At 44.9% G+C, this 15,001-nt stretch carries 11 protein-coding genes; 9 read left to right on the top strand and 2 right to left on the bottom strand.

Annotated elements, in window-relative coordinates; genetic code table 11:
* The first annotated feature begins 484 nt into the window (after positions 1-484).
* The 3 genes from MMG82_RS11595 (at position 485) to MMG82_RS11585 (ending at position 4,101) form a co-directional block, all read left to right on the top strand.
* A complete protein-coding gene (locus tag MMG82_RS11595) occupies positions 485-2,608 on the top strand; it encodes a S8 family serine peptidase (protein ID WP_241406874.1) in 2,124 nt (707 codons plus the stop codon).
* A 10-nt stretch (positions 2,609-2,618) separates the two neighbouring features.
* Positions 2,619-3,083: a hypothetical protein gene (locus MMG82_RS11590; protein ID WP_037425650.1), complete on the top strand. Its 465-nt coding sequence runs from the start codon at positions 2,619-2,621 to the stop codon at positions 3,081-3,083.
* 241 nt (positions 3,084-3,324) lie between these two features.
* Entirely contained in the window at positions 3,325-4,101 is a 777-nt protein-coding gene (locus tag MMG82_RS11585) for a hypothetical protein (RefSeq protein WP_241406873.1), read from the top strand.
* A gap of 270 nt (positions 4,102-4,371) precedes the next feature.
* On the opposite strand, the gene MMG82_RS11580 is transcribed toward MMG82_RS11585, so the two are convergent.
* Positions 4,372-5,268, bottom strand: a complete 897-nt coding sequence (locus tag MMG82_RS11580; RefSeq protein ID WP_241406872.1) for a LysR family transcriptional regulator — start codon at positions 5,266-5,268, stop codon at positions 4,372-4,374.
* A gap of 201 nt (positions 5,269-5,469) precedes the next feature.
* Between MMG82_RS11580 and MMG82_RS11575 the strand changes: the two genes are divergently transcribed.
* Both MMG82_RS11575 and MMG82_RS11570 read left to right on the top strand, forming a co-directional pair.
* Positions 5,470-5,946 carry a DoxX family protein gene (locus MMG82_RS11575; protein ID WP_047537258.1) on the top strand — a complete coding sequence of 159 codons (477 nt, stop codon included), beginning with the start codon at positions 5,470-5,472 and terminating at the stop codon, positions 5,944-5,946.
* A gap of 70 nt (positions 5,947-6,016) precedes the next feature.
* Complete coding sequence (locus tag MMG82_RS11570) at positions 6,017-6,826, top strand: class III extradiol ring-cleavage dioxygenase (protein WP_172591667.1); 810 nt, start codon at positions 6,017-6,019, stop codon at positions 6,824-6,826.
* Between the two features lie 154 nt (positions 6,827-6,980).
* Here MMG82_RS11570 and MMG82_RS11565 read toward each other — a convergent pair whose 3' ends face one another.
* Complete coding sequence (locus tag MMG82_RS11565) at positions 6,981-7,856, bottom strand: 1,4-dihydroxy-2-naphthoate polyprenyltransferase (RefSeq protein ID WP_037425645.1); 876 nt, start codon at positions 7,854-7,856, stop codon at positions 6,981-6,983.
* Positions 7,857-8,186: 330 nt separating this feature from the next.
* Between MMG82_RS11565 and MMG82_RS11560 the strand changes: the two genes are divergently transcribed.
* The 4 genes from MMG82_RS11560 (at position 8,187) to MMG82_RS11545 (ending at position 14,996) form a co-directional block, all read left to right on the top strand.
* Entirely contained in the window at positions 8,187-9,119 is a 933-nt protein-coding gene (locus MMG82_RS11560) for an SDR family NAD(P)-dependent oxidoreductase (RefSeq protein WP_172591668.1), read from the top strand.
* A gap of 118 nt (positions 9,120-9,237) precedes the next feature.
* Positions 9,238-10,104 (top strand): acyl-CoA thioesterase II, encoded by an 867-nt coding sequence (tesB, locus tag MMG82_RS11555; protein ID WP_088585734.1) that lies wholly within the window; start codon positions 9,238-9,240, stop codon positions 10,102-10,104.
* Between the two features lies 1 nt (position 10,105).
* Entirely contained in the window at positions 10,106-10,510 is a 405-nt protein-coding gene (locus MMG82_RS11550) for a YbaY family lipoprotein (RefSeq protein WP_047537248.1), read from the top strand.
* A gap of 571 nt (positions 10,511-11,081) precedes the next feature.
* Positions 11,082-14,996: a S8 family serine peptidase gene (locus MMG82_RS11545; RefSeq protein WP_172590861.1), complete on the top strand. Its 3,915-nt coding sequence runs from the start codon at positions 11,082-11,084 to the stop codon at positions 14,994-14,996.
* Positions 14,997-15,001 lie beyond the last annotated feature (5 nt).

The following is a 15,001-nucleotide window of genomic DNA, read 5'->3' as shown; positions in this document are numbered from 1 at the left end:
TTAATAACTCAAACTTGTTTTATAAATGTTAATAAAATGGCAGCTTAACCGTTTGTCATTCTATATTTTGGGACGGTTTAATTTTGCTATTTTAATATTTTTAAAGAATTTGAAGATTCAAAATGTAAAAATTTATGTAATTTAAACAGTTTGTTGTCTTGTAATTTTAAAAAGCAAATAAAATTATTATCTTTTTGTTTTTAATCTATTTTTTGATGTCTTATTTATTGTCTGTCTTTATCTGTTCTTAATTTTATCTGCTGATAAAATAATCGAATAAACCTATTCAGTCTTTCATTCTGTTTATATTTGTTTTCATAATTATTTCCTTTGTGTTAAATCTTTGCTTCCCATTTGATGCTTGTATTTTATAAGAGTTAATAGGGTATAACTAAAATAACAGAACTTAATGCGGAATAATGTTAATCAACATTATCACGCCAAATTAAGTTGTAATAAGTAATGAGAAGAAGGAATGTCTATTATGCGTATGTCCATTGTTGCATTAAGCATCACGGCGGCCTTATTGGCTGGCTGTGGGAGCGATGATAAGAAGACTCCGGCACCTGTGCCTAAAGTGAATACTGCCCCGACCACCGCGGATATGACTGTTGATGTGTCACAGTCGATTCTTTTTACTGGAAAACTTGAGGGGACGGATGCCGAAGGTGGTTTAACTTATTCTTTAGTGGACCCTGCTGATCTCAAACTCGGCACCTTTACGCTAGTCAATAAAAGCACGGGTGAATTTACCTATACATCTGATGCCAATGAAGGGACTGAGGTGATTCGGTTCAAAGTCTCCGATGGCCAATTACAGGCTGAAGCCAATCTGACAATCAATATTAAGCATGGCGATCCACTCTTTACCTACCAATGGCATTTAAAAAACACTGGGCAGAATGCTTTTGCGGCTAACCGCGGTGTTGCCGGTGAAGATATGAATGTGAGCGGTGCAATTTCAGATAATGCTATGGGACAAGGCGTGATTGTCGCGGTGGTCGATAGCGGCTTAGAAATTGCTCATCCAGATCTAACAAATAACACTGTAAATGGTGGTTCATACAATTTAATTACAGGTACTGTTGATCCAACACCTTTCTCTGGGTCTGCTACAGCAGCTCATGGTACAGCAGTAGGAGGGATTATTGCTGCAGAAGGTTGGAACGGTATTGGTGGTCGCGGTGTGGCACCTAAGGCAAAATTAATTGGCTTTAACTTTTTAGATGAAGATCCAACGGGTAAAGTGACAAACGTACAAACATTTGAAAACTTTGCTAAATCCCACGGTGCCAGTGCCTATAGCGATAGTGCACGCGTTTTTAACCAAAGCTATGGTTACAGCGTGCCATTCCCTCATGGGTTTGATGAGGATGAAACCGAAGTTTATCAAGATATTGCAACGCAAAGCTTCGATGGCAAAGGCAGTATTTTCGTTAAGTCCGCGGGTAATGGGTATGACTACTATCGTTTCCGTACTTTCTGGTTACCGGGAGATTACTTCACGGCAACGACGGAAAATCCCGCTAACCACGGCTTACCTTTCCATAATTCCAACATGTCCTCTGACAATGCTAACGTTTATAACTTAGTTGTTAGTGCAATTAATGCTAAGGGTAAACTTTCTAGCTATTCATCCGTGGGCTCGAATATTTTTGTCACAGCACCCGGTGGTGAGTATGGTGATAATGATCCTGCGATTGTTACAACCGACTTTATGGGATGTGTGAAGGGCTCAGCAATCGCAGAAGATAGACCAAGCACGCCATTCCACGGTGGTTTAAACCCGTTAAACCCCAATTGTGATTACACATCGACAATGAACGGCACCTCGTCTGCGGCACCTAACACTTCGGGAGCTGTCGCTGTCATTATGAGTGCTAATCCAGATCTCACTTGGCGTGATATTCGCTATATTTTGGCGAAGACAGCTACCAAAGTTGATGCGGATATTGCGCCTAAAACCGTGACCATTGGTGAGGGTGAAGGTGCGCCAGTGTATGCGGCTATCCCTAGTTGGTTACAAAACGCGGCGGGTTTTTCATTCCATAACCTCTATGGTTTTGGTCGAGTGAATTTAACTGAAGCCGTTAAGCTCGCCAAATCCTATGCACAGGACTTAGGTGACTATGTCGTAACCGAGTGGCAAGCAAGCGCAGCGCTCACCAAAGCGATTCCCGATGCCGATATTAATGGCGTGACGGATACCCAAGTAGTCGCTGACGATTTAGTGATTGAAGCCGTGCAAATTGAGCTGACTGCCGATCACCTGCGTCTACCGGATTTAGCGGTAGAGCTGATTTCGCCTGCAGGTACTAAGAGTGTGTTGATGACACCTTATAACGGTTTAGTTTACCAAGGGGTGATGGATAAGAATGATCCGGATGATCTTGTTAAAGGCTATGATGCAACACCTATGTTATCAAATGCTTTCTATGGCGAATCATCAAAAGGTGAATGGACAATCAAGCTGATTGATGTGAATAGCGGTAGCTATCGATTTGTTAAATACGATCAAGGCTATATCTCAATCCCTAACGAAGCCGATGGCAAACTGAAAGGTTGGTCAATTCGTTTCCATGGCCATGCCGCCAAGTCTGCATCTTAAGGAGTCACCAATGAAAGCGTTAAATTTATCATTAGTAGCTGTTGCACTTTCACTGTCAGTTCAAGCAATGGCACATGACAAGATCGAACTCACTGAACCTCAAGCTGAGTCTAAAGGTGTTCAAGTGAGCCGTGCCGAGTTTCTCGGTTTAGATACACCCTACTTTGTTAAAACTGAGACTGGGATTAAACAGGCTAAGCAATTGGTTAAAGGGCAGAAAGTGGTGACTCAATCGGGTAAACCCTTTGCCGAAATGACCGGAAAGTTAGTGGTTAAGCTAAAACCAGGTGTATCAGCCGATGATTTTGCTAAGACTCACGGTTTAAAAGTTGATTGGCAGAATGACAATAACTTATTGCTGCTTGCCGCCGAAGAAGGTACTGATTTAATTGGCTTAATTCAAGCGGTTAAAGCCTCGCCTGAAGTGGAGCGTGCTAAGTTAGATCGCGCACTCGCCAAGCAAGAAATTCAGTAAGCCATTTAGCGAAGTTAAAAGGTGAATAAAGGGCCGCAAGGCCCTTTATTATGAGTTAATTATTAATATGAGCCTATTAATATCAGAGGCTTTATCGTAAAACGACCAATAATATAACCGCTTAGCGCTAAACTATCTGGTTCACGATGGGTTTACAGATTACAATCTGCTTTTATGCCTTGGGGCCGTGCTTCACTCGGTTTTAGCGCATGATTACCATGGACCATATTTGCATTATTCCATGTACTTTTTCCATACGAGTGGTTGCATTGTTCAGCCCGAAGGTCTCACCAACTCAAGTCTCAATATGAACTACTGGAATAGCGATAACTTTGAAGGATTAAAGTCGATAGGGACTCAGTATTCGGCTCTGAAGGGGTATGAACTTTTTGGCCAATATTGTCTGCAAAAAGAGCAAGGACTAAAGAAGCAAGCGATTGCGACGGTGAACACATTTGTGTCGCACTGTAAGAGCCAATCTTTGACTAAGCAAAGGCAAATAGCTGAAGAACTATCATCCTTAGGTTATTGGCAGCGTGAAACACACCAGCTACTCGCTTATCCTCTTATCGTACTGCTTAAAGGTGTGCTAACCCAATGGGCAGTAGATGAGCCCAATAATCCCATTCCCCACAAATGGTTAGGCTATATTGGTGAGGATATCGCCTCCTATGAAAGGGCGTTGGCGCTTGAGCCTAACGATGAAATTTGTCTTACTCAAGTTGCGTTGGCCCATTTAAACAGTGTCGATTTTCAGACCCACCATTTATCTGAATCTGTATTGTTGGGCGATATAGTGCGAGCAAAAGACTCACTAGCGTCAGCACACACATTAATCGAGCGATTACAAACGCAGGAGAGTAAATCAAGGCTGCAAAACCGGCATGATTATTACCAGTCAATGATAAATTGCTGGGAGGAGTATTCCACTCATGCAGTGGCTGAGTCGTTTCCGGATTGGTGCGCCGCTAAAGGCGAGCAGTTTGATTTTTGGTCAATTATTTATTATCGGCGCTGAGTTAATTGCTTGTTGGATAGCATAACTGAGTAATATGTGGAGAAAATTGCGTCATCGCGGCTGCAAATTACGCGATAAAACAACAATAGGCTTTTACTGAATAAGCATGATGAAAACCGTATGAGAGTGTCACGCGCATTTATTTAAGTGCTCCTTTAGGCTGAACTGTTAGCTTCTATCAAGGCCGCCAGCCTTCAAAATATGACTGATTAACGAATGTCATATTCAGATTACATATACAGATTGTGTGATATCAAAAGAGGTCAATTATTAGCTTGGCTTAACGGCTAGTTGCACTAAATTGTTCCATAGGGCCTGTGCTACTGGGCCTAGTGGCGAGTGGGGCGGCCGCATCACATAGTAATCGAGTTGGATCAGGTTTTGTCTTTCTTGTAGTTCAAGCTGTTGTAAGCTTCCTTCTGCGATGGCTTCTTCGACCATATAATAGGGAAGTTTTCCCCATCCCATCCCTCCTTGAATAAGCATTTTCTTCGTATAAAAATCATTCACATACCAACGGCGCTGCCCAGCTTGCACCCCAAATTCGATATTGGCGGTGCCAGTGCCAGTATCTTGGATCACAATTTGGTACTCGTTCACCAATTGCCTTACATGACTTAGATTTGGATAACGGCTCAGTAAACGGGGGGAAGCAACATCCAATAAACTCCCTGAAAATAAATAACCAAGCTCATAATGGCTTGAGCGGAGCAGCTCAATACCGCCAGCTGAAATCGCAATATCGGCTTTGCCTTGATTTAGGGCTTCAAGTGCCCCGGTTAAATACTCTTGTTTAAGAATAATTTGTGTATGTGGAAACTCATTTTGTGTGCGCTCTAACATCGGCAAGATTCGAGCAAGATTAAAGGATGCCTCAAAGGCTAAGGTGATACTGGCCTCGTTACCTTTGGCTAAATGCTTGGCCACTTGGCGCATTTCCTGCGCTTCATTCAGTACGCGCTGGGCGTATTGCAATAGCTTTCGTCCCTCTTGGGTCAGTGCTAACCGATAACCTTGGCGGTCGAACAGCACTACATCTAGCTGGGATTCCAATTGTTTAATGCTCTGACTGATCGCCGGCTGGGTCTTATGGAGTTTGTCACTGGCGGCCTTTAGCGAGCCAGCGAGGGCGACGGTATTGAACATCAACAGTTGTTCTAAGGTCATGGCAACACCCTTAAACAAATAAAGAATTATTTTAGAAGATGTTAGATATTATTCCATATTTATTTATTTTGTGTGGGCGCATAATCTCGCCATATGACAGTAGTGGGCACAAAATACGAGCCCACTACTTTGCGTTTAGGATACTGTTTAGTAAGAGTTTATACGGAATTAGGTCTAAAAGTGATGAGCAATGAGGTCGTTATGTCTATCAATCAATTATGTTTTGCCAAAAGTGAAAACAAAACCGCGGCCGAGACTGACCCTCAAAAACTCTTTGTCTGTGCCAATACCTTAAATCGTGCGGCGGCTTTGGTAACGCTCGCCATGAGCATAGTGTTTTTATTCTCGGGCATGGGTAAGTTACTCAGCGTGCCGTTTTTCCATGCGCCCTTTAGCGTGATGAATTTACCAACGGGTTTTGGCTACTTTATCGGTGTGATTGAAGTGCTGGGTGCCATTGGCATTGGCTGGCGTGAATCTCGAGTCCTGTCGGCAACAGCATTACTGTCGGTGATGATGGGAGCCATTTATTACCACTTTAATTTTGAAGCTACCCTTAACGCGCTACCCGCATTGTTATTATCTGCCTTGCTTTTTTTAATCATCAAGTTAGATGAAACCGTCGATAGATTAGTGCGTTTTCAACGTCAGCTGGTGGACATAAAAGCGGTTTTCTGATTTTGGCCACCGCGCAGACAAGTTTCAATTTACAAGTGACAACTCACTGTTTAATCAAGAGACATTTACTATGACGTACGCGAACTCGGCTCAAATGCCAGTGCTGTTTGTTCCCCATGGTGGCGGGCCTTTACCATTACTCAATGATGCAAATCATCGGGAATTACGGTCATATTTATCCAAGGTGGCAGAGACTATTCCCACGCCCAAGGCGATTGTATTAGTTACTGCTCACTGGGAAGAGGCGCAGGTGACACTGTCGAGCCATTCTCATCCTGGTATGCTGTTCGATTACTATGGTTTTCCCCCAGAGGCTTATACGCTTTCTTATCCTGCACCCGGTGAGCCGCAGCTTGCCGAAACCATTGCCAGTTTACTTAAGGCAAGCGGCATTGAGGTACGGTTGGATAATCAACGTGCCTTCGATCACGGCACCTTTGTGCCACTTAAGTTGATGTATCCTGAGGCCAACATTCCTGTGGTGCAAATGTCCTTAGCGCAGCATTTGGACCCGAGTGCCCATATTGCTATCGGTGAAGCATTGGCATCATTACGTACCCAAGGGGTGCTGATTGTGGGGTCTGGCATGTCGTTTCACAATATGCGCGCGTTTTTCTCCGGCGATCCTAAGGTGTTGCCTCGCAGCCAAGCGTTTGATACTTGGTTAACCGATGTAGTGACATCAGGCGATAACCACGCCAAGGCACAATTAATCGATTGGCAATCGGCGCCAGAGGCGCGTTTTAGTCACCCAAGGGAAGAGCATTTAATTCCTTTACATGTGTGTTTTGGGGCGGCGTATTTACAGACGCCAAAAGCCACGCATCAATTTAGTGGCGTGTTATTTAACACGGCAATCTCGGCTTATCTCTGGTCTTAATTTGTCCCTAAAAGCAAAAGGTTCATCATGTTGTGCGTTTGGCGCATCATGACGAACCTTTTTGTATTTTTAGCCTTGTCTATTTTTATCTAGCTAATTGGTGGCTGGCTCTTACTCAGTAATGGGGACAACTCTGAGATGTTGGTATTCCAGCTTAAGCGGTAAACACCAGTCCCACACTGAATAGGGTACTGAAAATCATAGTAAGTTTTGCTGTGCGTCCCAATAGTGGATTAAGCGCCTCACCCGATACAGCATAGAAATCGCTACTGAGTTTACGGGCGATAAGCAGAGATAAACCCGCCAACAATACCGGTAATCCAGGCAGAATGCCCAGTAAGAATCCCGCGATCACTAAACCAAAGGGTAAGTAAATTAAGGCTTGATACAAGACTTTGGCCTGTGCCTCACCAATCCTCACGGCTAGGGTATGTTTGCCCGCTTGGGTGTCGGTGCGAATATCGCGGGTGTTGTTAACTAACATAATGGCGGCGTTAAATAAGCCAATCGCACAGCCAAGTAGCCACGCATTCAAATTAGTATCACCTGCCTGCAAATAATAACTGCCGACCACAGCCACTAAGCCAAAAAACACAAAGGCGGCAACTTCGCCTAGCCCGTGTGAGGCTAAAGGATAAGGTCCGCCGCTGTAGCCGAGGGCGCCTAAAATCGCCGCCGCCGCTAAAATCGCTATTGGCCAACCACCGTGCCAAATCAAATAGGAACCTACTGTTAACGCGAGTAATAAGCAGAAGATCATCGCATTACGTACTTTATAGGCTGGGATCATCCCGCTTTGCGTCACGCGAACTGGGCCAATACGTTCGGCAGTATCGATACCATTTTTAAAATCAAAATAGTCATTGGCGAGGTTGACAGCGATCTGCAATAAAATCGCGCACAACATCGATGTCACGGCAATTAACCAACTGAAACGCTCAAGGTGCAGCGCCAGAATATTACCAATTAACAGGGGACCGATTGCCGCGGGTAAGGTGCGAGGTCTGATGGCTAAAATCCAAGGATTCATGATGTCTAGTCGTTATCTAAAAAGGAATGAGTAGTGAACAGCGCCATAGCATAACAAGAAATTACCCTAAAGTGAGTACTATCTAATACACGCATGTAATAGAGTTTGAATTGGCGCACAGATGTTTCGCGGTTAGGGAAAAGATTTGCCGCCAATGTCAAAGAAAATCCACATTGTCTGTGCTTTTATAGTTTATGCCGTTTACCCGTATGTCATTGGTAAAGCCAGTAACTTAACGCTGATAGAGCCTTGAGTGTAAGGCAAGTCATCGGGCTTAGCTGCCGGAGAATGAGCACGTCACCTTTATGTCAATGATAAGGATTCGATAGGATGCGTTTCGATAACCAAGTGGCGTTGATCACCGGAGCTGGCGCAGGGCTTGGGAGAGCCTATGCCATTATGTTGGCAGAGCGGGGCGCCAAAGTGGTGCTTGTCGACCAACCTAAGGTGTCCTCTAAACGCCAAAAACACCCTGATGCTGATTATAGCAATGACGAATTGCGCCAAACCCATGAGACGATTTTAAAACTCGGGGCCGAGTGCCTTTGCTTTGAGGTGGATGTCAGTCAACAGATGGATGTTCAGACTATGGTGAATAGCTTGCTTCAATGTTGGCAGGGCGTGGATATATTAATCAATAATGCCGGTGTTTATGGTGCTCGTCCTTTTGAGCATATTCTACAAGCTGAGTGGCAGCGGCAGTTTGACGTTGATGTTAATGGCAGTTTTTATCTGACTCAAGCAATATGGCCAGCGATGAAAGCACAGGGTTATGGCCGCATTTTGATGACAACGGGGGTTTCGGCACTCTTTGGTGATTTACACCAAGTTGCATTCAGTGCCGCCAAGATGGCTTTAGTGGGAATGGTAAACAGCCTATCGATAGAGGGCGAGCAATATAACATTTATATCAATAGCTTATGCCCTCAGGCATTAACGGCTATGACTCGAAAGCATTTAGCTCCTGCGATTCAACCGCTATTTTGCTTTGATACGCTGACTGCGACCGTGGCGTTTTTAGTGAGTCCAAAGGCCCCTAATGGTCAGCATTTATTGGCGGGCGCTGGCAGTGTCAGCCACGGCAGATTCGCTGAGTTTCAGTCTATCTACTTTAGTGAGGGACAATGTACGCCTGATAAACTCGTGAAATATTGGTCAGAACTTCACAATGCCTTTCCGGTTAATTTACATTCCTGTGGTGAGGATAAAGTGTTGGCTTGGTCAAAGCAGAGCGCTCTTGAGCATCATATAAAAATTGAGTAGTTCGGCGTGCGTTTTGTTAAATCGTTAACAAACACCATGCCAAGTGACTCCCTACTGGTCAGCCCTAGTCGAACTGGGTTACCCTTGGGTATTCATTGCTAATTTTCCGTAGGATCCCATGAGTCAGGTATTAGACGATCTCTTATCATTATTATCCCTTGAGCAAATCGAAATCGGGCTGTTTCGCGGTCAAAGTCAAGACCTAGGATTTGGGCATGTGTTTGGTGGGCAAGTCATGGGACAGGCCTTGAGCGCGGCTAAGCAAACCGTACTAGCAGAGCGGCAAGTGCATTCGCTCCACTCTTATTTTTTACGCGCAGGCGATGAGAAGTTACCCATAGTGTATGAAGTTGAAAATATGCGCGATGGCGGCAGCTTTAGTGCTAGGCGGGTGAGTGCAATACAAAAGGGACGGCCGATTTTTCATATGACCTGTTCCTTCCAAGAACCCGAGGTGGGTTTTGAACATCAAGCACAGATGCCGCAGGTGCCTGGCCCTGAAGGTTTATTAAATCAAAATGAGTTGGCTATGACCTTAAGGGATAAAGTCCCTGCAAGGATCCTTGAAAAGTTTATGGAAGACGCGCCAATTGAGATGCGCTTAGTCAACCCTCTGCATCCCTTCGCACCTAAAGAAACTGAGCCATATCGCTATGTGTGGTTAAGGGCGAATGGTGCAATGCCAACAGATAGTCATATCCATGAATATTTACTAGCCTATGCTTCCGACTTTAATTTTTTAGTCACGGCGGCTCAGCCCCATGGCGTGTCGTTTTTAACCCCGGGCATCCGCATGGCAACCATAGATCATGCGATGTGGTTCCACCGACCCATTAATATGGGAGAATGGTTGCTCTATAGTATCGATAGCCCAAATGCCAGTGGTGGGCGTGGGTATGTCCGAGGACAATTTTTTAATCAGCAGGGCGAGCTTGTCGCATCGACGACCCAAGAGGGGCTGATCCGTATGGTAAAAGGAAGCTAATATGTTACTGAAATTAAAAATATTTATTCTATTCTGTTTAAGCTCATTGACGATGACTGGTTGCGTAACGGTACAACCTGAACCTCCCATTATCATCAATGGTGCGGCGGGTTATTTAGAGAAAATTATCTTGCCACAAGGCAGTGAAATTACTATTGCCATTATCGATTTGAATACTCCGGGGGCCATTATTGCTCAAAAAAGCTTTAATATCGCCCGAGCGCCTGTGCCATTTAAGTTCTTATTACCCGCGCAATCAATCGATAAACGTATTAATTATGGCGTAGTGGCTATGATCAAGTACCAGGACAAGGTGATTTTCCAGACCTATGATCGTTTCCCCGTGATTAATAATGGTAAATACACCACTGAAGTATTGATGAAGGCGGTGATGATTAATCAGTAAAGCATGTGTTATTTTAAAAGCCCTTTTCGTAAGGGCTTTTTGTTTTGTAAATCGCGATTATTTTTTATTTCCTATCTCGAGCTTAATATCATTCATCTTGTTTGGTGTAGGGGTATTCGGTAACGTTGATGGCATAATGCGATTATTTATTGCGTTTATCATATGTGATTTTTAGCTATTTGAAATTATTTCATCTATAAATTTAAGTTGTTTTCTTATCTTTTAATCAGAATGCGTAACCGTTAATTCTCTCTTGATTCTCTATGCTACTTAATGGCGATAGATAACTTGTCTTTTATTTTTAAGTAGTTGCTAAAATTTCTTTTGTTTAAGTAAACAGTTTACCATTCGCTTATGTTTTAAAAATCGATTTTTTATTGAGTATGGCATGCTTATTAACTGTTTTTATGGGTAATTGTTCCGTTAATAAGGTGTTTCAATATGTATCACTCCGTGTTAAAACGCTGAGCTGAAGTTCTATTGGTAACAGAAATTTAATCGATTCCTGTACTGAATAAATATTAAAAATTGAACTTTATAGAAATAAATCGATATAGCGAAGGAAGCGACAATGAAAACAAAAATTGCACTAGCAGTGTCTATGGCACTGTTGTCATCTGCAGCAAATGCACAGACAGTATTATCTCCAACGGGTGAAACAATACAGTTAGATATTCCAGCCGAATTATCAAATGACTCAACTCGAGGCAGATTAACCGCAGTTAATAACCAAGATGTAAAATTTATTCCTGAACCAGAATTTGCCGAAGGTGAGCATACTTATATTGTTCGCTTACGTGACAGTGCTGTCGCGAATTATCAAGGGGAGATTCCTGGCTTCAAAGCAACTAGCCCACAACATGTAAAGTCGACCTCACAGGCAAAAGGCACTGGAAAGACTGGCAATGTTAAACTTAACGCCGCGGCTCCTGAGGTGAAAAACTACGTTAGTTTCCTTAAGGTTAAGCAAGAGCGCTTTTTGACGAGTGCCAGCGCAGCGATTGGTACACCGCTAGAGCCATTAACCACCTACCAATATGCACTCAATGGTATCGCTGTGCGTATGACGCAGGCGCAAGCGATAAAAATGGCTGAACTACCTGAGGTGATTTATATCGAACGTGAGCGTATTGAGCAGCTTGAGACCGATGTGAGTCAGGCACTGATCGGCTCCCCAAAGGTGTGGGACGGTAGTGCTACTGGCACCAAGGCTATGGGTGAGGGTGTGGTAGTCGCGATTATCGACTCGGGGATTAACTCTGATCATGCCTCGTTTGCCGATATTGGCGGGGATGGTTATGACCATACAAACCCCTTAGGCCAAGGGATTTATATTGGTGATTGTAAAACCGATTTTGCCAGCATGTGTAACGATAAGCTGATTGGTGTGCGTAGTTACCCTGAAATCACCGATATCTATGACGACGAAAAGATTTTTGGTGCGACGCCTCCCGCTAAAAATGGTGAAGACTACGGTGGTCATGGCTCGCATGTGGCCAGCACCGCGGCAGGGAATATCTTGCTTGATGTGCCTTATGTTGATGGGGAAGTTGGCAAGCTAGAAGGTGATGGTATCGCAACTGGCTTAAAGTTTGCGCAAATCTCTGGTGTGGCTCCCCATGCAAACATTATTGCATATCAAATCTGTAGACCTGGGGATGCGGGTGACAAGTATTCTGGTTGCCCGACTGTACCGATTCTTAAAGCCATAGATGATGCGATTAAAGATGGCGTGGATGTGATTAACTTCTCCATCAGTGGTGGCGGTAATCCATGGAATAGTGCCACTGAACAGGGTTTTTTAGCGGCGCGTAATGCGGGTATTTTTGCTGCCGTTGCAGCAGGGAATACGCGCCCAGCAACCGCAACCAGTGCCGCAATCACCCAGTCACCTTATTCGACTCCCAAAAATGCCCCATGGTATACCTCGGTGGCTAACTCGACTCACAATCGTGAAGTGGTACGTGAGCTGGAATTTAATGGTAAGACATTTGAATTCACCCCTGGCTCTGGCCCTGTGCAAACCGAAGTGATTAAAGGACTTCCTGTGTTTGCTGGCTCTGTCGATGCGACCAATGTGGAAGGTTGTAAAGTCTTCCCCGCCGATGCCTTTAAAGACAAAATAGCGGTCATTAAACGGGGAACATGCGATTTTACAACTAAAGTATCGGGTGCATTAGCTGCGGGTGCTAAAGCGGTGATCGTCTATAACCGAGATGGCGAAGGCAATGATCGTTTAAAAATGGCTTCGCTCGAGACATTAAATATACCTGCGGTATTTATTGGTAATACCGATGGTGTAGCCTTAATCGAGGCCATGGCCGCCAATCCTGCTGTAGAGTTAACTTTAACCCCGACACCGCAAGCGATTAGCCGTGAGGCCGATGTGTTATCGGCTGGCTCACTGATTGGCCCAAATGCGACCAATGATGTGATTGTGCCTTCGGTGGCCGCGCCTGGTTCGGATATTTACGCTGCTTATTCTGATCAACAATTTGGTCACGATAAATCGGGCACAAATCCTGCCGACTTTACCCTCATGTCGGGCACTTCAATGGCAAGTCCCCATGTTGCGGGTGCGGGCGCACTGTTAAAGTCGCTGCATAAAGATTGGACGCCGGACAATATCCGCTCCGCATTAATGCTGACTGCAACGACCGCTCAGGCGATGAAAAAAGCCGATGCTAAAACCGTTGCCGATCCGTTTGACGTGGGCGCTGGCCGTATTCGCGTGGATTTAGCCGCTAAAGCCGGTTTAGTGATGGATGAAAGCGCACTGAACTATGAAATTGCAAATCCTTTATTGAACGGCGATCCTCGTAAGCTCAACGTGCCTAGTATGGCTGATTCTCGTTGTGTCAATACCTGTACTTGGACCCGTACCGTAACCGCAACCCAAGATGGTAGCTGGACGGCGAAGGGCCAAGCGGTGACCGATAATCTGGCACTAACGGTATCGCCTGAAAGCTTTACCCTGAAAAAAGGTGCGAGCCAAATCATTACTGTCACCGCCGATGTAACGCAAGTGGGTGCAGATTGGGGCTTTGGCAACTTAGTGCTCGAGTCAGCTAACTTCCCTACGGCGACTATGCCGATTGCGGCTAAGATTGGTAAGCGTAACCTGCCAAACTTGGTAAGCATTCAAGCGACTCGTAATGCGGATGAGATCACTCTTGAAGGCTTGAAGGCGGTGGATTTTGCTAGCGTTGGTGCCGAAGTGACGGGCCTCAAGCTGAGCCAAACCATTGAGTCAAGCGTGAAGCAAGACTCGAATAATGCTTCATATACAGATGATCTTGATGATGGGGTCAAAGTGTTTAAGTTTGACGTTAATGAAAATGCTCTGTATTTCCGTACCTCAATTAGTTACACCACATCGCCCGATCTTGATATGTATGTGCTACTCGATAAAAACGATGGCAGCAAACTTGCTCGAGTGGCCTCATCAGCCAGAGATGGTTCAGAGGAAAGTGTCTTACTCAATAATCCTGTTAAAGGCACTTACTATGTGATTGTGCAAAACTACAGCGCTTCATCAGCGACGGCCGATGACGTGTTTGGTTTAAAACAATTGACCCTCTATGACACGGCTGAGGATAACCTCACTGCGACGCTTTCTGGCGATACCAATGACTTTGACGTTAAGCTGACGTGGAAGGATGCGCTTAAAGTCGGTGATGAAGGTTTAGCTATGCTGACCCTCACCACTGGCGATGACAAAGTAGCACCAGTGAAGCTCCCCGTCGTCTTTGAACGTGTCGGTGATGATGTGCTGTCGCCTCTGGGCAATACGCTGAGCGGTCAGTTAACACCGGGCGTGGCTAAGATGATGAAAACCCGTATCGAAGCCAATAAAACCCAAGTAACACGTGTTTATAACTTAGAAGCTATGCTGCCTGAAGGCCATGAAGTGGCTAACATCAGCCATGACGGTAAGCAAGATGGCAATAAGATCACTTGGACGATCGAGATGCCATCGGGCGCTGAAGCGAAAGACATCAGCTTTGAGCTGGTTCCACGTAAGGCGGGGGTTGATAATGAGTTAAGCCTGTCGAACAAGGTCAACAATGCGTCGTCAGAAACCTTGACTCAGCGCTATCAGTTTGATGTTGCTGAAGTGGCGCCTGTGGCCAAGGTGGAAGCGCCAACGTCAGTACAAGAAGGCAAGCCGCTGTTTATCGATGCCAGCAAATCATCGGATGCGAATAATGATCCGCTGACCTACAAGTGGACTCAGTTAGGTGGCGCAAGCTTTAATTTTGACCCCGCAGCGGCCAAATTAAACTTAGTGGCGCCAAGTGTGAATGGCGCGGCACAAACCGTATCATTCCAACTGACGGTATCCGATAACCACGGCAATAGCGATTCGAGCTTAGTATCTGTCTCTATTACCGATACTCCGCCGAAGAAGGATGACGGTGGTGCCTTAGGCTGGTTAAGTTTATTACTGCTGCCATTTGCCTTTGGTCGCCGTAAACTGCGCTAAGTGGT

Origin of the sequence: Shewanella sp. MM_2022_3, assembly GCF_022557375.1 — a bacterium.
Lineage (GTDB): Bacteria > Pseudomonadota > Gammaproteobacteria > Enterobacterales > Shewanellaceae > Shewanella > Shewanella xiamenensis.
The sequence above is the reverse complement of the archived record's forward strand: the minus strand, read 5'-3'. Positions and strand labels throughout refer to the sequence as shown.

Bases quoted from the DNA above. Each gene is read 5' to 3' on its own strand.
- tesB (WP_088585734.1), top strand. From the start codon at position 9,238: ATGAGTCAGGTATTAGACGATCTCTTATCATTATTATCCCTTGAGCAA.
- MMG82_RS11545 (WP_172590861.1), top strand. From the start codon at position 11,082: ATGAAAACAAAAATTGCACTAGCAGTGTCTATGGCACTGTTGTCATCT.
- MMG82_RS11550 (WP_047537248.1), top strand. From the start codon at position 10,106: ATGTTACTGAAATTAAAAATATTTATTCTATTCTGTTTAAGCTCATTG.
- MMG82_RS11560 (WP_172591668.1), top strand. From the start codon at position 8,187: ATGCGTTTCGATAACCAAGTGGCGTTGATCACCGGAGCTGGCGCAGGG.
- MMG82_RS11590 (WP_037425650.1), top strand. From the start codon at position 2,619: ATGAAAGCGTTAAATTTATCATTAGTAGCTGTTGCACTTTCACTGTCA.
- MMG82_RS11570 (WP_172591667.1), top strand. From the start codon at position 6,017: ATGACGTACGCGAACTCGGCTCAAATGCCAGTGCTGTTTGTTCCCCAT.
- MMG82_RS11575 (WP_047537258.1), top strand. From the start codon at position 5,470: ATGTCTATCAATCAATTATGTTTTGCCAAAAGTGAAAACAAAACCGCG.
- MMG82_RS11565 (WP_037425645.1), bottom strand. From the start codon at position 7,856: ATGAATCCTTGGATTTTAGCCATCAGACCTCGCACCTTACCCGCGGCA.
- MMG82_RS11580 (WP_241406872.1), bottom strand. From the start codon at position 5,268: ATGACCTTAGAACAACTGTTGATGTTCAATACCGTCGCCCTCGCTGGC.
- MMG82_RS11585 (WP_241406873.1), top strand. From the start codon at position 3,325: ATGTACTTTTTCCATACGAGTGGTTGCATTGTTCAGCCCGAAGGTCTC.
- MMG82_RS11595 (WP_241406874.1), top strand. From the start codon at position 485: ATGCGTATGTCCATTGTTGCATTAAGCATCACGGCGGCCTTATTGGCT.